Below are 20,397 nucleotides of genomic sequence, written 5' to 3'. Positions count from 1 at the left end.
TTTTGGCTTTAATATTGGTTTTATTTTATCAAATTTCTACCTAAATTTAGATTAAAAAATCAACTTAATTTTATTTTAAATAAAATAACATAGACAATGTTATATATGATATTATATCTACAAGTTATAAATCCTTTCTAAAGATTCACAATCTTCGAGAAGCTGTAGTTTAGGCATTTGGCCTATTTCAAGCTTAAAACTCATTCAACCTTTCTACATTAAAACTCAATCAACCCACTAACAATGAAAAAACAAGTTGTTATCAGAATATCAGGGGGCAGTTTTGAAGCAGGTTTTCCTGTTGTGCTAGAGTTTTGGGAAGACGGTAGAATCATTGCCATAGACCGCGATTGTCCTGCACTCCCCGCCCAACCCGAAATTGAGGAAAATTATAAAGAATGGCAAGAAATTTATAGGAATTTGGGAGATCGAACGATTCAAATTCCAGACTCACAAATTACCAACCAATCGACTTTTCAAGATTGTTTTAATGTAACTAAAAACCTTGAAAATACTCTAGTAAATTGGTTTAAAAATCCTATTTTTGGGGATATTCGAGGGCGAATTGTGGGGCGTTTAAGGGATGTAGCACCCAACGAATCTGTAAGAGTTGTTTTGGATACGCCTAATCATTATCTACGGAGATTATCTTGGGATGGCTGGGATTTATTTGAAAGAGATTATTTCTTACCCAATGCTGAATTAGTTCTTTTATCTCGATACAATCGACCTCCAGAAACGCTCCGAATACCTGTTAAAATTCTGGCTATGTTTGGCAGCGATGAAGGCGGTTTGGAACTGACGCACGATCAAGAACTAATTCAAAACTTAGCCGAACATGGAGGAGAAATTACTTGCATTCCCGAAAAAGGAGATCCCCTCACTTTCCAAACACTATATAATACCCTTTCTCTGGGAAATTGGGATATAATTTTCTATGCCGGACACAGTTCGGGTCAAACCCTTCAAGTTACTAATACTGAAAATTTCAAGGTCTCGCTTTTAAAAGAAGCCCTAAGAATAGCGGCTCCTAATATTAAGCTTGCGATCTTTAATTCCTGTGATGGATTAGGTATTGCAGAATATTTAGCAGAGTTTAATATTCCCCATTTAATCGTGATGCGAGAACCCGTTCCTGATCTAGTAGCCCGGAGTTTTTTGAAGTATTTTTTAGCCGAATTTACTCAAGGAAAACCCCTTCATGCTGCGGTTCATCAAGCCAGAAAACAATTACACAACATTAAAATTACAACCGTATACAATGAACCGTTTTATCCGGGAGCGTCTTGGCTACCGATACTCTTACAAAATCCGACGGCTCCCCAACTGTATTGGCCTCAACCGGAACCGGAATCGATACCCGAAAAACCCTTAATCCACCCCAAAGTAATGATGATATTTGGGTTAGTATTAATGGGTGTTTTTATAGGTGTTTTCTGGGGAAGTTATAGCAACTTTTTTAAGAAACCTAATGTGATCGGAGATGCGATCAGTGGGGGCGAGGAAATTGTCGTGAAGATGTTTCAACAACGGCGTAAACAAAGGGGTGTAGAACCTGTTGCCGATTGTCAAAAACCCTTGAAGTATTTTCTACCGATTTGGAAGACTTATATTAGACAACAGTGGAATGATTGTTTTGAGACTAAAATCAACTATCAGCAAGCCATTCAACAGCTTCAAAGAAGTTGGGAAGAAGAAAAACCCGATCCCGAAACTTTAATCTATCTCAATAACGCAATGTTGGAAGCGACAGGAGCCGAATACTATACCATTGCTATTGTTGTTCCGACGATAAAAAATCAAGCCGGAGAAGTCATCGATGTCGAACTTGCCGAAGATCTTCTGCGGGGAATTGCTCAAGCCCAAACCGAAGTTAACTTGAGTTTATTCAACGGGGATGAATCTGCTCAGTATACCTTACCCGGTTTAGATTTTCTTCAGCGTATAGACTTAAATGGCAAAGGTTTAAAAGTGATTATTGCTGATGATTCTAACTTCAAACCTCAAGCCATCAAAAATGCACATAACCTGGTTAAAAACTCGGAAATTCTAGGAGTAATTGGTCATTATGCCAGCGAGATGACCCTAGCAACTCTAGATATTTATAACAAAAATAAATTGGTTTTAGTCACCCCCGGAACAAGCACATCTGAACTCACCGAAAACCCCGAACAGTTTTTCTTCCGAATTCCCGCAGTGAATTATAAGCAGGCTTATGAAATGGTTGATATCTTGACCGAGGAAATCAAGCAAAAAAAAGTCACTATTTTTTATAATCCTGCCAGTCCCTTTTCCAGCGATTACAAACAACACTTTGAAGAAAAATTGTTAGAACAAGGAGGAGAAGTTCTTACCTCTTTTGACCTTTCTAGTCCTAACTTTAATGCTAAAGATGCGATGGAAAGAATTAGAAACGCTGAAGAAGAATCCGTGATTATTTTAATACCCGATGGTCAGGTGACAAATTCCGTCAATCAAGCTCTGGAAGTGATTAAAGAAAATAAAGGTGAATATTGGATGTTGGGTAACTCCTCGGTTGACACGCCCAGAACTTTAGCGCTTGGTCAAGAATATCTAGAAAAACTATATTTAGTCATTTACTGGCATCATTTAAACAGTTCTCAGCCCGATTTTTCGCAAATCACTTCGCAGCTTTGGGGTGAATTCGTGAGTCTTCGTACCGCTTTAGCCTACGATGCGGCTCATGTTTTAATTGAAGGAATGAGGCAAAATCCCACCCGCAAAGGAATTCAAAAGGTACTTTCGAGTGAAAGCTTCAGGGTTGATGGCGTGACCGGGAAAATTGAGTTTAAACCGGGAACAGGCGATCGCAAAGAGCAACCCATTGATATTGTTGGAGTTGCTTATTGTGCGAATCAAGAACATGGGGTTATCTTTCTCCCGGATAAGTTTTCAACACCTGAAGCTGCGGGTTTAGATTGTTCAAATCGTGAATGATTGATTGAAATTATTGAAACCCTAAAAGCAACGCGCTTTGATAGAAAATAAAGCTACAAACCCAAGCTAAAACCAAAGAAAATCCGAGAGAAAACAGCGTAAATTTCCAGGATTTAGCTTCGTTGAGAACAGTTGCAATGGTTGTCAGACAAGGCGTATACAACAAACAGAAAATACAAAAACTATAGCCCTGTGCAAAGGTCATCGTTTCGGCAATATGGGCGCCAACACTTGCCGATTGTAAGCCGTAAATCACCGCCAACGAACCCAAAACTACCTCTTTAGCAATGAAACCAAAAATTAACGCCAAAGTCAAATAAGGATCAATTCCAATCGGTCGCATAACCGGACTAAGAAACTGACCAATTTGCCCGCCAATGGTATCTAAACCCGTAGCGCCCGGAGGTAAACTGGTAATTACCCAAACCGCAATACAACCCACAGTAATAAAGCCAGAAGCACGAACTAAAAATTCTCGAACTTCTCCCCAACCTCGCAAAGCAACCTGTTTCAATGTCGGCAAACGGTAGGGCGGTAATTCTAACACAAACGGGTCTTCATTTTTAAAAGTTCCTTGAAACAGAAACGCCGTTAAAAATGCGGCTAAGAAGCTAAGAATGTACAAAGAAAATAGAACAAGCGCCCCGTTTCCGTTGGGAAAAACTGCCGCAATAATAAATACAAAAACCTGCAATCTTGCCGAACACAACCCAAAGGGAATAATCAACATCGTTAACAGTCGCAACGCCCGGGAACGCATCACCCGTGTTCCCATCAACGCCGGAACATTGCAACCAAAACCCATCATGTGTAAGACAAAACTGCGCCCATCTAAGCCCAGACGCGCCATCAGTGCATCCATCAAATAAGCCGCCCGAGAAAGGTAGCCGCTATCTTCTAAAATTGCCATCACGATAAAGAAGATAACAATTAATGGTACAAAGGAAGCAACCGTTGCGACACCCGCCCAAATGCCATTAATGAAAAAGTCTTGAACGACTCCCGGAAACACGCTTAAAACCGGAGAAATTACCGTTTCTTCTAACCATCCAGTGAGGCTATCCATGATGTCTTGAGACGGCAAACCCACATTCCAAACAATCCAAAAAACGGCAAACATCCCCAGGAAAAATAGGGGTAAACCGAAGACGGGATGGAGTAAAACGCTATCGAGTTTTGCGGTTAAGGTTTGTGCCAACTGAGACGGCATTTCTACCGCATCTTTGAGGATGATTTCGATTTCATCAACCGAGATTTTTCCCCGTTGGGCTAAGACTTGAGGAATATCATTAACGATAACTGGAAGTTCGGTTTTTTCTAACTGATGGCAAAGGGTTTCATAGGCTTTCATGTAGCCTTTACCGTATTTTGCACTGATTAGAAAAACGGGCATTTCTAAATGTCGGGATAATTCTTTGGAGTTAATTTCAACGCCATAATGTTTGGCTTCATCCGACATATTTAACATCACCACCGCAGGCAAACCTAACGCTTTTACTTGCAGTGCCAAGCGAATTTGGCGGTCAATTTGGGCGGCGTTTAAAACAACAATCACCAAATCAATGGCATATCTTTCTAAGAAAGTTCGCACCACTTTCTCATCTTCTGAATACCCGTTGAGGTCATAAATTCCCGGTAAATCTACAAATTCAACGGTTTCGCCATTAATTTTAACGTTCGCTTGCAGCAAATCAACCGTTACACCCGGCCAATTTCCCACGTAAGCAGCAACCCCGGTAATGCGGCTAAAAAAGGTGGATTTTCCCGTGTTGGGCATCCCAATTAATGCCACCCGTTTAACGGCTTTTTCGTCTCTCGGTTGAGTGACGGTTGGAGAATGACAAGTCATCGTATTTTCCCCTCGAATATGGTCAACTACAAAGTCTCAGACTCGCCGAAGACTTTATGAACTTTTAATTAATACTGTAACGAAGTTTTAACAGGCTTTCACGCGAATCTGTTGGGCTTCCTGTCGGCGAATCGCAACTTCTGTGGTGGTACCGATGCGGACGTGTAACGGCCCCCCAAACCATGCGACTCTTAACACTTGTATCGGTCTATCAGGAAGAATTCCCATTGCTTCTAATCGATGCACTAAGCCGTCGTTAGTATGATGGGGTTGAATACAATCGACAAAACCCACTTGACCTGCTTTCAGTTCCGATAAACCCATGAATTTTTCCAAGTTAATGTGACTATAGCTGTAAACTCTATTTTCATTATTGCATATAATTCTCAATTATAATAATTAAGTCTGAACATTCGACACATTTTTAATCATGATCAAGTGGGGAGATTTTTCGTTTCACTCAGGATGACAGATCACTGGTGACGGGTAAACCAGAAGGGTGACTGAAAAGGCTGGTGACTGGATTCCACAATTGTTCGAGGCAATTAGCAGGTATAGTTAAATAAAGAATATCGCCGGGATTCAGCATAAAACTGAGTAATTCCCAACTGTGAATCGTTTGATGGTTTGTTTCAATGTAAAGCGGCACAAAATCAACAGTTCTAGCGATATCCTGCACTCGTTTTTCACAAAAAGGATGATTGGGCGTAATCAGCACAGATAAAGCCACCCAGAGGCTATCGGCTGTGATTCCGTTCCCCAGAATTCGCCCGCCAATCGCTGCGGCGGCAAAAGCAGGGGCTGCTATTTCTATCGGATTAAGAACAGTTTCAAAGTTAAAAACTTGTTGTTCCATTAAGGCAAATTGAGGGTCTTGACTGCGAACCACGACGCGAATTTTGGGGGCTAATCCTTTTGCACTTAACGCGATTTCTAAGTTCGCCATATCGTCACTTGTAACCGCTAATACGGCTTCTGCTGTTTGGATATTGGCACTTTCTAAGGTGGTTGAGAGACTGGCATCTCCTTTGATGATTGGAATCTTTAAAGCATCGATAATCCCCAAAAATCTACAGTCTGCATCTTGTTCAATCACCACAACGTCATAACCGCTGGCTCGCAATTGTTGGGTAATTTGTAAACCCAGTCCCCCTAAACCACAAATAATATAATGATTGTGTTCTGGAATCCGAGTGGCGTTAACATATTCTGTTAAGCGAGTTCCCAAGACAAAATCATTGAGTAACGCATAGCAAATTCCCACAACACCCGCCCCAACTAACATCATAATGGCGGTGAATATTTTAATACTTTCGGGTGCATTTTCAGCAACTTTTTCATTTCCCCCTGCTCCTGTAATCATCCCGACTGAGAAGTAAAGGGAATCGATAATAGAGTTGTTGAGGTTGATACTAACGTAAGTCAGAGTCGCAATAAAAATGGTAATCAGTAATGTTAGAATGACAACAATTGCTGAACGGCTATATTGCTGAAATTTATGTAAACTATTTCTAAATTTATTTAGGGTTTGTAGTAAGGAAAATTTGGACTTGCGGAAATCGGGTTTACTGGCGATAATCAGGCGATCACCTGTTTGGAGTTGTTTTCCTTCGATGACGGCTGAGATTAAATCAACCTGAGTATTTGTGGGGAGATAATAGATCAGCATTCGAGAACGATCTGCCCAAAGTTCGGTGAGGGTTTGACCTTTCCAGGGATGTTGATCATGAATCCATTCTTCTTGAATCGGCCAATAGGTATTATGGAGTTTGATCTGACCAATCGCCCGATTTCCTAAAGCTGCAAAGGTAAATACAGGCGCAGATAGAGCCGAAACGCTCATACTGGTGTGATTGGGTAGGGTCTGGTCAAGGCGATCGCCTAAGTTGGTGTTAAACAGGCGGTTAATGATGCGAATTTTGGGATTGAGGATTTGCGCCTGCATTAAAACTGCTAGATTTGTAGAGTCATCACTCCCCGCCAAGATTAAGGTATGGGCGCTTTGAATGCCCGCCGCGAGTAAAGTCGAAGCTGACCGTAAATGACCAACGACAATATCAGAACCTTCACCTTTGAGCGGGGTTTCGTGAACTCCGACGACAAAAGCCCCTTGTTGTCTGAGCAGACGGAATATCTTGTATCCAGTGCTACCTAAGCAACAGACAATTATGCGAGGTTTCATTTTTCGTTCACTCGCCTCAAACCTTGGGCCGACAGTTTATATAGATTCTACAGTCTCTCATTTTTTATGAAATAGAGAAAAAAAACTGTATCGAAGCGCACCAGAATAGAATTTGGGTGAGATTTAGATCAAGACCTTGAAAGTTACATTTTGTTAATATTCTGCGAAAACCTGTTGGCTTAACTTCAGTCAATCAAATTATATTTTACTCAATCTTTATATAAAATGTTCCAGATCTTTACATAAAGGAGTTGAGTTATCCGGATCAACTTTGATATGTTGATATTATCAACTGCCAATGGGTTGATGGGTAAACAAACAATCAATCAGCGTTGATAATAACAGAACCTCAATAGTCTTTCATCGATGGGAGTTGATCTGATCAACTGCCAACAGGTGTATGGGTGAACAAACAATCAATCAGGGTGTAAAATTGACTAAAAGTTTTTCCTGGAAAACAGATAACAGTTTTCTCAGTTTACGGGAAACCAAAAATTGAGTGCTGAAACTGTTAACTCCAAAATTATTTCAGCTTTTGTCAGCTAGAGATCAGCTTTAACAATAGCACTCCTGATTAATCTCTACAGTTGAGATTGTACGTCTACCAAACCACTGAAAACCAATGAACCAGACCTCTAATTTATCCTGGTCTACGAGTCAATCTCAAGATCAAAAAATTAACAGTAGCAGACGCAAAAAAAGTCATAGTCTTGAACAATCTATAGAAGTCGGACAATTTGAATTTTGGTATCAACCGACTTATCAAGTCAGTGGTTATCAAGTTTTACACAATGAAGTTCTGTTGCGATGGCGAGATTGCCCCGGAAAAGTGTATTTACCGGATGAATTCATGCCTGTTTTAGCAGAAATGGGTTTACTCTCACAACTAGATCGCTATGTCATCGATAAAGGAATCGATGAATTAGTTTCCCAACCGCAACTGCATCTTTCTATTAACTTATCCCGTTTAGTTTTTGAAGACTCTACTCTAATTCAAGATCTCGATTCTTGGCTGAGTGAAACCCAAATCAATCCCAAACGCTTATGCTTTGAACTCACCGAATCAACAATTGCTCAACACTTTATTACTGCCCTCACCTTCATCCAAAATCTTACTGCGTTGGGGTGTTTAGTCGTTATTGATAACTTCACTGGACGGGAACTCACTCTCTCCCAGTGTAAACAACTCCCAGTCGATCTCGTTAAACTCGATAATCAATTTCTAGGAAGTATCAAAGCCAACCCCGAAAGTGTCGCCCTGATCAAACGACTGCGAGAAATTAGCTACACAATGGGTCAAGTCGTTGTCAAATACGTTGAAGACGAACAAACCCTAGAATTAGTTGAACGGATGAACTTTGATGCCCTGCAAGGAAATCTGTTGCAATTGCCCCATGATACTCCACAATTTCAAGCATGGGTTAATCCCTTTGCTGATCAGGGTGAAACTGATGCCATTAAAGGTTCAGAACCCACTGAAGCTGTTAGTCATCTCGGCAAACAATCTTCAATTGAACCAAGTCAAACCGATATCTGGGCAACTGCACCCGTTTGTGAAGAAAAACCGGACGCAGCAACGAGGCCAGAAGTTCCGCCCATAGCCGCCATTGCGCCAACTGCTTCATCAGCATTATCGACATCCAACTCCTCATCAGCCCTCAGCAAAGTCGATGATTCTAAATCCGAGTTAACCCCAGCCCATCCCCATACTCCGGCGAAAAAATACGCAACGCCTGAACAAAAATCCAACTCAGTCAATCGGTTACTCTGGGGGACAGCTTTTGTCGGGGTGAGTATTGCGGCTTTGGGAATTGCAGTCACTTCAGTTTGGCATCGGATGTCTCATATCGTCGTTAAACACGGAGTTGTTAACGGTCGGTTAGTCAGACTGCGATCGCCATTTTACGGTCATGTCCGAGAATTTTACGCACGTCCAGGTGTTCAAGTCAAAGCCGATCAAATTTTAGCCCATATTGAACATATTCCCGACGAAGAAAACTTTTATCAAAAACCGGAACGAGCAGAACATCAATCCATTTCTGTACTAGATTTTGACAGCGAACCTCCCACCTATGAAACCCTGTTAGACGATACCAAAAAATACGAAAAACTCGAAGATCAAGCCTACGATATTCAACAAAAAATAGTTCGATTGCAAGGTGAACTGCAAACCAACCAGAACCAACTCAGCGCCAGTGAACAAACCGTTGCTTCTTTAAGCACTCGTTTAGCAGAAATTAGACAAAAATACCAGCAACTACGCACCGTAGAAATCAGTATTAGTGCAACAGAAGTTCCTCAAAGTCAAGCTGACTTGGATAAAGCCCTCGCGAGCGCCAAACTCGCTCGCACCGAATACGAACGCTTCCGGGACTTACGACTCGAAGGGGCTGTTTCTTCTCAACGAGTTGATCAGTTACAAGTCGCCTGGGAAACTGCTCAAGCCGAAGTTCAACAAGCCAGAGAACAGTTAAAAGCCGCGCAAGTGACTTACAACGCTTCTCAAATGGGTTTAGCCAGCGATAATAAATATTCTAATGCTCTGGCCGAAGAAGCGGATCAACTCGAACAAGAACTCGAACAAGAGTCGATGAAAGCCAGAACTTTACAGGCTGAAGTGGCGAACTTAGAGCAACAATTAACATTAGCTGAAAACCTGTACAATCAACGTCAGGCACAGATGCAGCAAGAACAAGTCAATATTCAACGTATTCGTCAAGAGCGACAACAACGATACGAAGAACAACTGGCTTTTCACCAACAGCAAGTTCAACAGCAAGAACAGCAAATTCAAGCTGAACAAATCGCCCAGCAACAACTCCAACAACAAACGATTACCCCTTTAAAAACTCAACTCAAAGCCCCCTTTACCAGCGTTGTCTACCGCACTGAACGAGAAAAAGGAGAACTCGTTAATAAATCTGAAGCTGTTCTGAGTTTACTCGATTGTAATAGTTTGTGGGTGGAAGCCGTAATTCCGGCTGAAGATGCGAGTCGTCTAGATACCCAAAAATCTGTTCAGGTACGACTGGCTAACAATTCTGAGATTTTAAAAGGTGAAATTGATCTGATTCAACCCGTTAGCGTCATTAGCACTGCATCGCAAACCGGAAGTTTTGCTGATATCGATAAACAAGGGCGACGGATGCAAGTTCAAGCCCTCTCTCCCACCATTCCGGCTGAACTGATGGATGAGTCCTTTTTAAAGCGGGTGACGGTGAAAATTCCGCCGCATCAGAATGGAAATCAACCTCAACAATTGTGCGGACTTGGACAAGTTGCACAAATTACTTTTGCTCGTCAATTTAACCCTCAACTTACAACGGTATTTGCAGGGGTTAGTCAGTTTCCGGCAATGATTATGAATCAATTTTCCCGGTTTAATTCCCCTCCAAAAGCTCCAGAGGAAATTGTTGTTCATCCTCAAGACCAAGAGCAAAACTAATTCAAAATAATCGACAAAAGGGCGTGATTATTTACGCATTAAATTAACGACAAATAATCAAATTTGCTTCATTTAACGCCCTCTAAACCTTTTCACAGATTACTACAACCTTTTAATCATTAGTCATTATGACAAACCTATTGGTCACTGACAAAGAAGATACTGACAATCAGCCTGAATATCAACCTGAAAGTCAGACCTGGATCGGAATGTTAATTATTTCGGCTTTTGGTTTACTGACTTTAATTCTATTACGAGATCCGGCTCAATTATCTAAAGCTGGACTTTCAGGTATTGTCGGAATGGGAATGCTCGGACTGTGGCGTTGGTCTTGGTTTGTGGTACAGGTGGTTCGCAGTCGCCTATTTATGCACGTTATTTTTCCCCGTTGGCGTCAGAAAGCTGCACAAATTCCTGTTGAAGATTTGCCTCATATGTGCTTTATGGTTCCCACCTATAAAGAGAAAATGTGGGTCACAGAACGAGTCTTTAAAGCGATTGCTGAAGAAGCAAAAACTCTTTCTCAACCTATTACTTTAATGGTTAATAGTAGTGGTCATGAAGAAAATGCCGGCGTTCGTCAAGTGTTAGAAGAACATGACCCTGGTTTAAAACATATTAATCTCTATTTACTCACTCAAAAAGAAGGAAAACGTAAAGCCATGGCGGATGGTTTGCGAGAGTTGCGAACCTATGGTTTACCGGAAGATACTATTGTCGCTTTAATGGATGGGGATAGTGAACTCTGTCCGGGAACATTGCGAGGATGTTTACCGTTCTTTAAACTATTTCCGAAACTGGGCGCTTTAACAACTGATGAAATGCCGATTGTTAAGGGGTCTTATATTTTCTCGGAATGGTTTCATCTCCGCTTTGCCCAACGTCATTATCAAATGTGTTCTCTTTCTTTATCGCGTAAAGTGTTATGTTTGACGGGGCGATTTTCATTGTTTCATTCTCGCGCCGCTTTCGATCTTCAGTTTATCGATCAGCTACAAAGTGACTCCCTTGATGATTGGTTATGGGGACGGTTTAAGTTTCTTTCAGGAGATGACAAAAGCACCTGGTTTTCGCTGTTACGTTGGCGTTATGAGATGATTTATATACCGGATGTGATGGTTAATTCCCTGGAAACCCATTCCGGTGATGTCTTGAAACGTGCTTATAGTAATATGCGGCGTTGGTTTGGAAATATGCTTCGCAGTAACGGACGGGCGATTGGACTTGGCCCTCGTACAGTGGGTTTCTTTCCCTGGTGGTGTTTACTCGATCAACGCATTAGTATGTGGACTTCGTTGATTACTCCGGGTTTGCTGTTAATTTCACTGTTGACGGGGACTTGGTTACTCGCTGGAATTATTTTATCTTGGGTTTGTTTTAGTCGTCCGTTAATGTTGTTAATTATTTTTATTGGGCGCCCTTCTCATCTTAAACCGATTCATTTTCCGATTCTTGTTGCGACTCAGTGGAGTTCGGCTGTGATTAAAGTTTGGAATCAGATGAATATGGCACAACAAAGTTGGCAAAACCGAGGAAATCAAACCGTAACAGCCGGATCTAAGGGGTTAGCAAAATTGATCCAAGTTTTTGTCTCTCGGTTTTTATTGGTCTCTCAAATTCTGGCGTTTGTTGTGGCGTTACTTTGGTGGTGGTTTGGTGTTTTAACACCCTTTGAAGATGTGGCGAGTTGGTGGAATAATTATCAAACTCCACCTGCAATTGTTACCACTCAAATTATTGATGCAACCGAACACGGTATTTATCCGAATGATCATCAAGATGATGCTCAAAAATTACAAGCTTTAATTGATAATTTACCCCCAGAAGGTCAAGTTCAAGTCAATCTTCCGATAGGAGAAATTGATTTATTTCAACCGATTAATATTACTCGTTCTCAGACTATAATTCGTGGACAAGATGCGGAACGGACGATTATTCAAGCCCATTTTCAGACGCCCCAACAGGATAGTTTTTTCCGAATATTGCCTCCAATGAGTAAGATCAGCGATCAAATTTCTGGGGTACAATTGCGAGGATTTACCTTACGAAATGTTTCTGAAAACAATTTGGCAACAGCATCTCAGCTTAATGGTGTGACTTTAGAACGGACGATTAATTCGACAATTCGAGATATTAATTTAACCACAAACGGACATCCCGTGATTCTCAATCAAACTCAAAATGTTACCGTTGAATATGTTACCGTTCGCGGAACGATAATGTCTCCAATTAGCTTGAACGAAGTGTCTGGTGAGCGCGTTTCTGTGGTCAATGATTAACTCAATCTCTGTGGGCTAGGTTAGCACAAGCCTCGAGCCAGTATAAACAATTGCTAGATGTAGGATGGGGACTGCTCATCCTATTTCTGTTTTTTAGAGGCTAGATTAGTGTACCCTAGAAGATAGACATTGATCCGTTAATCTCAGATGTACCAGTGCCTCAATCCTGATTGTCTCTACGAGAACCCATCCGATTCTGACCCGAAATTCTGTCAATATTGCGGTTCAAAGTTACGTTTGACAGAGCGTTACATCGCGATTGAAATTATTGGACAGGGGGGATTTGGTCGTACTTTTAAGGCAATCGATCGGCATCAGTTCGATGATTTTTGTGTGATTAAACAGTTTCTTCCCGTTGCTAAAGAAACGGAAACACGACACAAAGCAACCGAACTGTTTCAACGAGAAGCACGACAACTCAAGCTTTTAGGACAACATCCCCAAATTCCCCAACTTTATGCTTATTTTACCGCTCAAGATGACAAACGTCAATATTTAGTTCAAGAGTTTATTGATGGTAATAATTTACAGCAAGAGTTAGAAATCTCCGGCGCTTTTACCGAAACTCAAATTCGACAACTGTTAGCAGATTTGCTTCCCGTGTTGCAGTTTGTTCATACAAATCAAGTCATTCATCGGGATATTAAGCCGGAAAATATTATTCGTCGGAGTATTGATAATAAACTGGTATTGGTGGATTTTGGCGCGTCGAAGTATATTTCTCCCAATCTTTCTAAAACGGAGAAAATGACAGTTATTGGTACACCTGAATACGCTTCACCGGAACAAATTCAAGAAAATAGTCGGGCAACTTTTGCCAGTGATATCTATAGTTTGGGAATTACTTGTATTCATTTATTAACCGGACTTTCACCTTTAGAATTAGAAGATGAAACCGGAACATGGATTTGGCAAAATTATCTAAATTTGGCCGATCCCGTGAGCGAAGAACTGATTGAATTGTTGGATAAAATGTTATGCAAAGACGCTAAAATTCGCTATCAATCGGTTCAAGAAGTTTTACAAGATTTTGAAAGTATTCCGAATGAACCGGGGAGAAATTATTATAGCAAACTCATTGAACTTCTCAAGGCGAAAAAGTGGAAAGAAGCCGATGAGGAAACGGCGAAAATTATGCTAAAAGTTGCCAACCGCGAACAACAAGGCTGGTTAAATAATCAAAGTATAGAAGATTTTCCCTGCGCTCATCTGCGAACCATCGATCAACTTTGGCTACAATATTCCGCCGGAAAATTTGGCTTTACTGTACAAAAAGAAATTTATATTGAAACGGGAAATAAGTTGAGTCAATACGACAAAAAAGCGTTTGATCGCTTCGGTGATGTTATCGGTTGGCGAAAAGAAAATGTTATCAAAAAAGGATGGTTTGCTTGGGAACTTAACTACGACAACCTGAATTTTTCTCAATCCGCCCCCCGTGGACATCTTCCGGCTGTTGCAATGCAACCTCTAATTAAGCGTTTTTTTCAAGGAGAAAGAATCGGAACTTTTTTCTCTACTCTTGTACAAAGATTAGATGTTTGTAAAATTTAAACCCGTACAATGACAAGAAAAATAGTGCAGAATGACAAGAATTAAGAGTAATAATTACTCCGTCTGAACGGGAGAAACCGAAAACTCAGCAAAGTCTGCATACACATCTTTGGGAGTAGACCAAGAGGGATCGCCTCCACCAAAAAAAGTTGAGAAGAAAATTCCTTCTATTTTCAGTTTATCGGTTGTTCTAAACTGCAAACCATCCCGGTCTAATACTTTTTTACCATCAATCCAAACTCGGATTTGACCATCTTTTTGATCGGGTTGATTTAAAATCACTTCCTGTTCGACATGATACCAAGTTCCGGCTTGAAATTGCCAAGCACCCCGACCAATAGAAGTTCCATAATTCTCGCTGGTGGGAAGATAGGCATAAACTTCTCCATCACCTTGTCTTCTCCACATAAACCGAGTCGAAAAACCGTCAGTTCCATCGGGAATATTACCCCCACTCACTGATTTTCCGCCAAACAGTCCAGGGAGTTTTCCCCCTTTTACAAAGTCAAAATCATCAGAAAAACGAAGATAATAGCTTAAATGTAAAGCATCACGAGAGGGAAGGCCTAAGTCCGCATAAAATTGGGTTCCACCGAGGGGAACACCTTGAGAACGAGAAACACTGGGACTCGCCGAACCTGCGGGATAACGAACTCGGAGAAAGTGGGAAAATTTGCCACTCGGGTCAGGGGTAACTTCCACTTCGTCTAACCCCCAGGAACCATAGGAACGAATATTCCAAGCCTGTTGCCAATTAGCCTCTGTAAACCCATCTGACCAAAGTGTAGGGGAGTCGGAGGGACGTTGACGAGCATCAGCAATTGGGGAAGGACTATTTCCAAGGTCGGAAGATTGGGGCGGCGTAGAAGGTGTACAATTGCTTAAAATTAACCACAAACTAGCGGTTGTAATCAGGGTCTTAGTTTTGACTCGCTTGATGCTTTTCCTGGGAAATTTCATCTCAAAAATCTTATCCTCTGTTATTTATCTACACCGCTCAAACTGAGAACACAATTAAGGAATCTTTTATATAATTTGATTTCTGTCTCAATCGTTACAAATTGATTCGCAGAAGACTCTTACTATAAAAGCTTCCCAATCATGAAATCATCTCTAAAGATGAACCCTGAAGACAAAAGCTCGACATTTAAATCATAGTCTCAATAGAAATAGATCTTACTGTCCGGTCAAAGAATCGGGATCGGGAAGGGGTTGTTGGAGTCCTATGGCAGACCAAGCATCATCAGAGTTAGCATTCTGGTCATTTGAGACAGGCTTTCTGACGATCCGCAATCGATTTTGATCTTGAAGTTTACCTAACTCCTCTTGATAGCCAGCAATAATTCTGGCGAGACTGATGGCAATCTGATCCCAGCTTTCATCATTGACAATTTTATCAGCCATCCCTTGGAATAAGCCACTTTGTTTACTGCTCTTGACGTATTCTTTGAGGCGTTTGCCCGATTTTTGTAAGGCGGCTTGGTAAACCTCTCCATTTGACCACCAAATTCCCGGCTGATTTAATAACCAAGTCAAAATATACTCCGGGGCGTGTTGTTCCTTGACCCAAGTTGCCAGATGCTTTAATTCTTCCATTTGAGTTCTGCTCCTGATTTTTCACCGACTCAATTCTACTCGATTGAGCCAGTTTTGTTCGTTTCGTATTCAAATACACAATGAATGTTAAAAAAAACCTGATCTAAATTATACAAAAAAAGAATCAGCGATACAGTGAAAATGAAATTCGTGCATTCACCCACAACTAACGTTTAGAGCGAGCAGATACATATGGGACAGCAGAAATTTGGTGTAATCGGTCTAGCAGTGATGGGTGAGAACCTAGCACTCAACGTTGAGCGGAATGGTTTTCCCATCTCTGTTTACAATCGTACTAGCTCCAAAACTGACGATTTTATGAAAAACCGGGCGCAAGGAAAAAACGTCCATGCTGCCTACTCTTTAGAAGATTTTGTCCAATCCCTAGAACGACCCCGTAGAATCCTGGTGATGGTACAAGCCGGAAAACCAGTCGATGCGGTAATTGAACAACTTAAACCCCTGCTAGACCAAGATGACATGATCATCGATGGTGGTAACTCCCTCTACGAAGACACAGAACGTCGCACAAGAGATTTAGAATCCACTGGATTAGGTTTCATGGGGATGGGAGTTAGTGGGGGTGAAGAAGGCGCTCTCTGGGGGCCAAGCATGATGCCAGGAGGAACAGAAGCCTCCTATCGCGAACTCGAACCCATTTTAACTAAAATTGCGGCTCAGGTTGACGACGGCCCTTGTGTAACCTTTATCGGCCCCGGAGGAGCCGGTCATTACGTCAAGATGGTTCACAACGGGATTGAGTACGGCGATATGCAGTTAATCGCCGAAGCTTATGACCTGCTCAAGAATGCTGTGGGAGTGAGCAACGAGCAGCTCCATGAAATTTTTGCTGAGTGGAACAAAACTCCTGAGTTGGAATCTTTCTTGATTGAAATTACTGCCGATATCTTCAGAAAGAAAGACTCCGAAACTGATAATCATCTCGTTGACATGATTATTGACTCTGCGGGACAAAAAGGTACAGGCAGATGGACAGTTGTTAATGCTTTGGAGTTGGGTGTTGCTGTTCCGACGATTACAGCCGCTGTTAATGCTCGGATTATATCCGGTATTAAGGATGAGCGCGTAGCCGCTTCTAAGGAACTTACAGGCCCCACTGGTAAGTATGAAGGCGATACCCAAGCCATGATTAACAAAGTTCGGGATGCTTTGTATTGCTCGAAGATTTGTTCTTATGCTCAGGGTATGGCGTTGCTGAGTGCGGCATCTAAGGAGTTTAATTACAACCTGAATTTGGGTGAATGCGCTCGAATTTGGAAAGGGGGTTGTATTATTCGGGCTGGATTCTTGAATAAGATTAAGAAGGCTTTTGATGAAAATCCTGGCTTACCTAATTTGTTGATGGCACCGGAATTTAAGCAAACAATTCTTGATCGCCAGAATGCTTGGCGAGAAGTAATATCTACTGCGAGTCAACTTGGGTTGCCAGTACCCGCTTTTAGTGCTTCTCTAGATTACTTTGATAGTTATCGTCGTGCAAGTTTGCCTCAAAACTTGACTCAGGCTCAACGGGATTATTTTGGCGCTCATACTTATGAGCGTATTGATAAGCCTCGTGGTGAATTTTTCCACACTGAATGGCCTGAGAAATAATTAGTTTCTTCTCTGAGGAATTAAGCGATCGCTAATTCTAGTGAAATACTATTGTAGGGACACGATTCGGATTGTGTCCCTATTAATTTCGGAAGTGAATAATTTCGAGAGATTCAATATCGCGCTCGTACATGAATAAATGCTTACTCCGAAGGTTTAGACCAGGTATAGGTTGCCTGTAAACCAAATTGGATAAACCGTGAAATTACGGAGACTGAAGCAATAAATTGTTATACATCAAGATTTCAAAGATCCGTAGGCTTACCGATGACTTTCTGTAATAAAACGCTTAATATTGAAACTAGAGTTTTTCAAGCCGACTTAAAAAATTCGCTTAGGTTTCGTGATTCGCATAAAAATGTACCCCACTTTTCAAGGAGAATTATCATGGAGATTTTGTTACTGGTGCTTGGTGTAATTGCTTGCATTCTCTTGTTACCCTTATTATTCCCGGTCGCTATTGCTGCTGTGGCGATAGGATTTTTGTATTTGTTGATGACGAAAGGTATTATTCTATTATTCAATGCATTGGGATGATAACTTTTAAGTTTAAGTTTTTAAAGAAAGTGATAGCCCCAGTATCTCCAGGGTTTTTTGTTTGCTAACTTGGCGATCTGAGCGAACGCTAATTCTGGTGAAATATAATTTTGGGGACACGATTCTGCTCGTATCCCCATTAATTTTTAATTGATTTTAGATGAAGAAATCACTCTCTGTAATGGTAACAACAGAGCCACCTGCACCGTTCAAAACAGCGACAGTTTCAGTGTAGTCCGGTAATCCTTCTGGAGAACCATCATTCTCAACGCTTATAGTTACCTGAGACGTACCGTTACCACTAATGATCAATTCACTGAGATCGACGACACCCGCCGCAAACTCATACTCGATCAGGTCAATACCGTCTTGGAAATCAGTAATGATGTCGCCAGAGGGTTCGGGAGGAACGGGTTCGGGCGGGAAGGACGGTTCGACAGGTTCTACTAAAAAGCCCGTGGCTTCCAACACAAACAGGTCGGAGGCTGCGCCGCCTGTCAGGATATCAGCAGCCGTTTCGCTTCCTCCGGTTGCTCCCCCAAACAAAATATCAAAACCCGCGCCACCGAAAATCTGATCGGCACCAAAGCCACCATCGAGAACGTCATTTCCCGCACCACCCCGGAGAACATCGTTTCCAGATAGGGTTTCAGCAATTCCCAAATCCCCATAGAGGGTATCGTTGCCACCCGCACCGAGCAGGCTGTCAGCGCCTTCGGCACCATTGATCACGTCATCTCCGAGGCCACCGTTGATAGTATCGTTGCCCGTACCGCCATTGAGGGTGTCGTTGCCAGATGTGGGAACTGCCCCACCGCCGCCTGTACCTCCGCTAAGACCAATCGTGTCAACTAAAATCGCACCACTCAAATTCGCCCCCTCTAAATTCGCCCCGGTCAAGTCAGCTTTGGTGAGGTTGGCGTTGCTTAAATCGGCTCCGAGAGTATCGGCATCGGGGCCGTCGCCGAAGTCGGCATTGGTCAGGTTGGCAACTTCGAGGTTGGCACCACTGAGGTTAGCATCCTGGAAATTACTGCCGATCGCAATCACTTCTTTGAGGTTAGCAGCCACCAAACTGGCCCCGGTCAAGTTAACCCCAGACAGGTCTGTTTTCTCGACGAAAGCGTTATCTAAGATGGCTCCATCGAGTTCGGCTCCGGTCAAAATTGCGCCGCTCAGGTTGGCTCCATCGAGTTCGGCTCCCGTGAAGTCAGCCCCGGTGAGGTTGGCTCCGTTGAAGTTGGCGTTGCTCAGATCGGCTCCGGTAAAGTCGGCGTTGCTCAGATCTGCACCTTCGAGGAAAAGACCCTCGGCTGATACACCCACAAAATTCGCTTCCCCGAGGAAAGAGTCGGCAAAGGATGCACCAGTGAGTTGAGCATTTGTGAAGATTGCTCCCCCTAAATTGAGATCCTCTGCGCTGAAGTCCGTTAAATTTGCCCCGATGAAGCTGGCATTGGTATTAATTTCAGCAGTCGCAGGATCGACATCTGTCATACTGACGCCTGCTAAGTTGGCTCCATTAAAGATAGGATTACTAATCGTGACATCGGTGATGCTCGTTCCCGTGAAATCGGCGCCGGTGAAGTTGGTGCCGACCATGAGAGTTGATTCTAAAGAAGCCAGTTGCAGATTGGCATTGGTGAAGATTGTATTGGTTAAATCGGCAGCTTTTAAATTAGCTTCTGTTAAATCGGCTCCAGTCAAGTTGGCTCCGCTCAGGTTGGGTCGGTTGGTCTGTTCACCATCAAGACCCGCTTTGAAGAGGTTAGCATTTTGTAATTGGGCATTGGAGAGGTTAATGCCATTTGTACTAATTTCTGATAAGTTTACCTGTCGCAGGTTGGCACCGCTGAGGTTAACGTTCTCTAAATTGGCTTTGAAAAAGCTGGTAGTTGGAAAGTTTGCGCTGGGTCGGAAGTTAGCTCCGCTAGCATTAACATTCAACCAGCCTGTTTCCTCAAAATTAGTTCCTCTGAGTAAGGTGTTAACAAAGGAAACATTGGTTAAAGTCGCCTTAAAGAAGGTCGAACCATTTAGATTTTGACCATTAAAATTATTTCCAACGAGATCCTGTTCGCTAAAATTAAAAACTGCCATGATAGAAATTCCCCCTAGAGTAATACACCCAATAATTAACTTAAATTTTGAACAATTTAAGCCAATTAGAGCGGGTAAAATGTGCAATTTGACCGAAGATAATATCCCTAAATCCGATTTAATATACTCTCTTGATTAAGAAGCCCGTATATTTTTAGATTAGAGCTTTGATTCTTGTTGAATTTCAAGGCTTTAATCTACCGGATTCGGTACAAATTAAATATAATTTACTGACCGCTGAATCAGCATGATATAAAATTAAGAAGATTCTAAGAATTTTCTC

11 protein-coding genes are annotated in these 20,397 nt (G+C 42.0%); 5 read left to right on the top strand and 6 right to left on the bottom strand.

From position 1 onward, the window contains the following. The first annotated feature begins 243 nt into the window (after window positions 1-243). Window positions 244-2,958: an ABC transporter substrate-binding protein gene (locus tag L8106_RS29915; RefSeq protein ID WP_009786982.1), complete on the top strand. Its 2,715-nt coding sequence runs from the start codon at window positions 244-246 to the stop codon at window positions 2,956-2,958. Between the two features lie 10 nt (window positions 2,959-2,968). On the opposite strand, the gene feoB is transcribed toward L8106_RS29915, so the two are convergent. The 3 genes from feoB to L8106_RS23490 form a co-directional block, all read right to left on the bottom strand. Next, window positions 2,969-4,807 carry a ferrous iron transport protein B gene (feoB, locus tag L8106_RS23500; RefSeq protein WP_009786981.1) on the bottom strand — a complete coding sequence of 613 codons (1,839 nt, stop codon included), beginning with the start codon at window positions 4,805-4,807 and terminating at the stop codon, window positions 2,969-2,971. Between the two features lie 87 nt (window positions 4,808-4,894). Further along, window positions 4,895-5,131 carry a FeoA family protein gene (locus tag L8106_RS23495; RefSeq protein WP_009786980.1) on the bottom strand — a complete coding sequence of 79 codons (237 nt, stop codon included), beginning with the start codon at window positions 5,129-5,131 and terminating at the stop codon, window positions 4,895-4,897. 136 nt (window positions 5,132-5,267) lie between these two features. After that, a complete protein-coding gene (locus tag L8106_RS23490) occupies window positions 5,268-6,989 on the bottom strand; it encodes an NAD-binding protein (RefSeq protein ID WP_009786979.1) in 1,722 nt (573 codons plus the stop codon). A 622-nt stretch (window positions 6,990-7,611) separates the two neighbouring features. Here L8106_RS23490 and L8106_RS23485 point away from each other — a divergent pair. The 3 genes from L8106_RS23485 to L8106_RS23475 all read left to right on the top strand — a co-directional run bounded on the left by L8106_RS23485 (window position 7,612) and on the right by L8106_RS23475 (window position 14,267). Then, window positions 7,612-10,434 (top strand): EAL domain-containing protein, encoded by a 2,823-nt coding sequence (locus L8106_RS23485; RefSeq protein WP_009786977.1) that lies wholly within the window; start codon window positions 7,612-7,614, stop codon window positions 10,432-10,434. Window positions 10,435-10,562: 128 nt separating this feature from the next. Continuing rightward, a complete protein-coding gene (locus L8106_RS23480; RefSeq protein ID WP_009786976.1) occupies window positions 10,563-12,713 on the top strand; it encodes a glycosyltransferase in 2,151 nt (716 codons plus the stop codon). A 147-nt stretch (window positions 12,714-12,860) separates the two neighbouring features. Then, window positions 12,861-14,267: a GUN4 domain-containing protein gene (locus L8106_RS23475; protein ID WP_009786975.1), complete on the top strand. Its 1,407-nt coding sequence runs from the start codon at window positions 12,861-12,863 to the stop codon at window positions 14,265-14,267. 54 nt (window positions 14,268-14,321) lie between these two features. On the opposite strand, the gene L8106_RS23470 is transcribed toward L8106_RS23475, so the two are convergent. Together L8106_RS23470 and L8106_RS23465 are read right to left on the bottom strand one after the other, a co-directional pair. Continuing rightward, a complete protein-coding gene (locus tag L8106_RS23470) occupies window positions 14,322-15,227 on the bottom strand; it encodes a polysaccharide lyase (RefSeq protein ID WP_009786974.1) in 906 nt (301 codons plus the stop codon). A 216-nt stretch (window positions 15,228-15,443) separates the two neighbouring features. After that, window positions 15,444-15,863, bottom strand: a complete 420-nt coding sequence (locus tag L8106_RS23465; RefSeq protein ID WP_009786973.1) for a hypothetical protein — start codon at window positions 15,861-15,863, stop codon at window positions 15,444-15,446. A gap of 192 nt (window positions 15,864-16,055) precedes the next feature. On the opposite strand from L8106_RS23465, the gene gnd reads away from it, so the two are divergent. Continuing rightward, on the top strand, window positions 16,056-17,477 hold the full coding sequence (gene gnd, locus L8106_RS23460; RefSeq protein ID WP_009786972.1) for a decarboxylating NADP(+)-dependent phosphogluconate dehydrogenase: 1,422 nt from the start codon (window positions 16,056-16,058) through the stop codon (window positions 17,475-17,477). Between the two features lie 693 nt (window positions 17,478-18,170). Here gnd and L8106_RS23450 read toward each other — a convergent pair. Further along, entirely contained in the window at window positions 18,171-20,114 is a 1,944-nt protein-coding gene (locus L8106_RS23450; protein WP_009786970.1) for a pentapeptide repeat-containing protein, read from the bottom strand. Window positions 20,115-20,397: the final 283 nt, after the last annotated feature.

The sequence above is a fragment of the Lyngbya sp. PCC 8106 genome, from assembly GCF_000169095.1.
In the GTDB taxonomy this organism is placed as follows: domain Bacteria; phylum Cyanobacteriota; class Cyanobacteriia; order Cyanobacteriales; family Microcoleaceae; genus Capilliphycus.
The sequence above is the reverse complement of the archived record's forward strand: the minus strand, read 5'-3'. Positions and strand labels throughout refer to the sequence as shown.

Excerpts from the sequence above, each read along its gene's own strand:
- L8106_RS29915 (WP_009786982.1), top strand. The coding sequence starts at position 244 with ATGAAAAAACAAGTTGTTATCAGAATATCAGGGGGCAGTTTTGAAGCA.
- feoB (WP_009786981.1), bottom strand. The coding sequence starts at position 4,807 with ATGACTTGTCATTCTCCAACCGTCACTCAACCGAGAGACGAAAAAGCC.
- L8106_RS23495 (WP_009786980.1), bottom strand. The coding sequence starts at position 5,131 with ATGGGTTTATCGGAACTGAAAGCAGGTCAAGTGGGTTTTGTCGATTGT.
- L8106_RS23490 (WP_009786979.1), bottom strand. The coding sequence starts at position 6,989 with ATGAAACCTCGCATAATTGTCTGTTGCTTAGGTAGCACTGGATACAAG.
- L8106_RS23485 (WP_009786977.1), top strand. The coding sequence starts at position 7,612 with ATGAACCAGACCTCTAATTTATCCTGGTCTACGAGTCAATCTCAAGAT.
- L8106_RS23480 (WP_009786976.1), top strand. The coding sequence starts at position 10,563 with ATGACAAACCTATTGGTCACTGACAAAGAAGATACTGACAATCAGCCT.
- L8106_RS23475 (WP_009786975.1), top strand. The coding sequence starts at position 12,861 with ATGTACCAGTGCCTCAATCCTGATTGTCTCTACGAGAACCCATCCGAT.
- L8106_RS23470 (WP_009786974.1), bottom strand. The coding sequence starts at position 15,227 with ATGAAATTTCCCAGGAAAAGCATCAAGCGAGTCAAAACTAAGACCCTG.
- L8106_RS23465 (WP_009786973.1), bottom strand. The coding sequence starts at position 15,863 with ATGGAAGAATTAAAGCATCTGGCAACTTGGGTCAAGGAACAACACGCC.
- gnd (WP_009786972.1), top strand. The coding sequence starts at position 16,056 with ATGGGACAGCAGAAATTTGGTGTAATCGGTCTAGCAGTGATGGGTGAG.
- L8106_RS23450 (WP_009786970.1), bottom strand. The coding sequence starts at position 20,114 with ATGGCAGTTTTTAATTTTAGCGAACAGGATCTCGTTGGAAATAATTTT.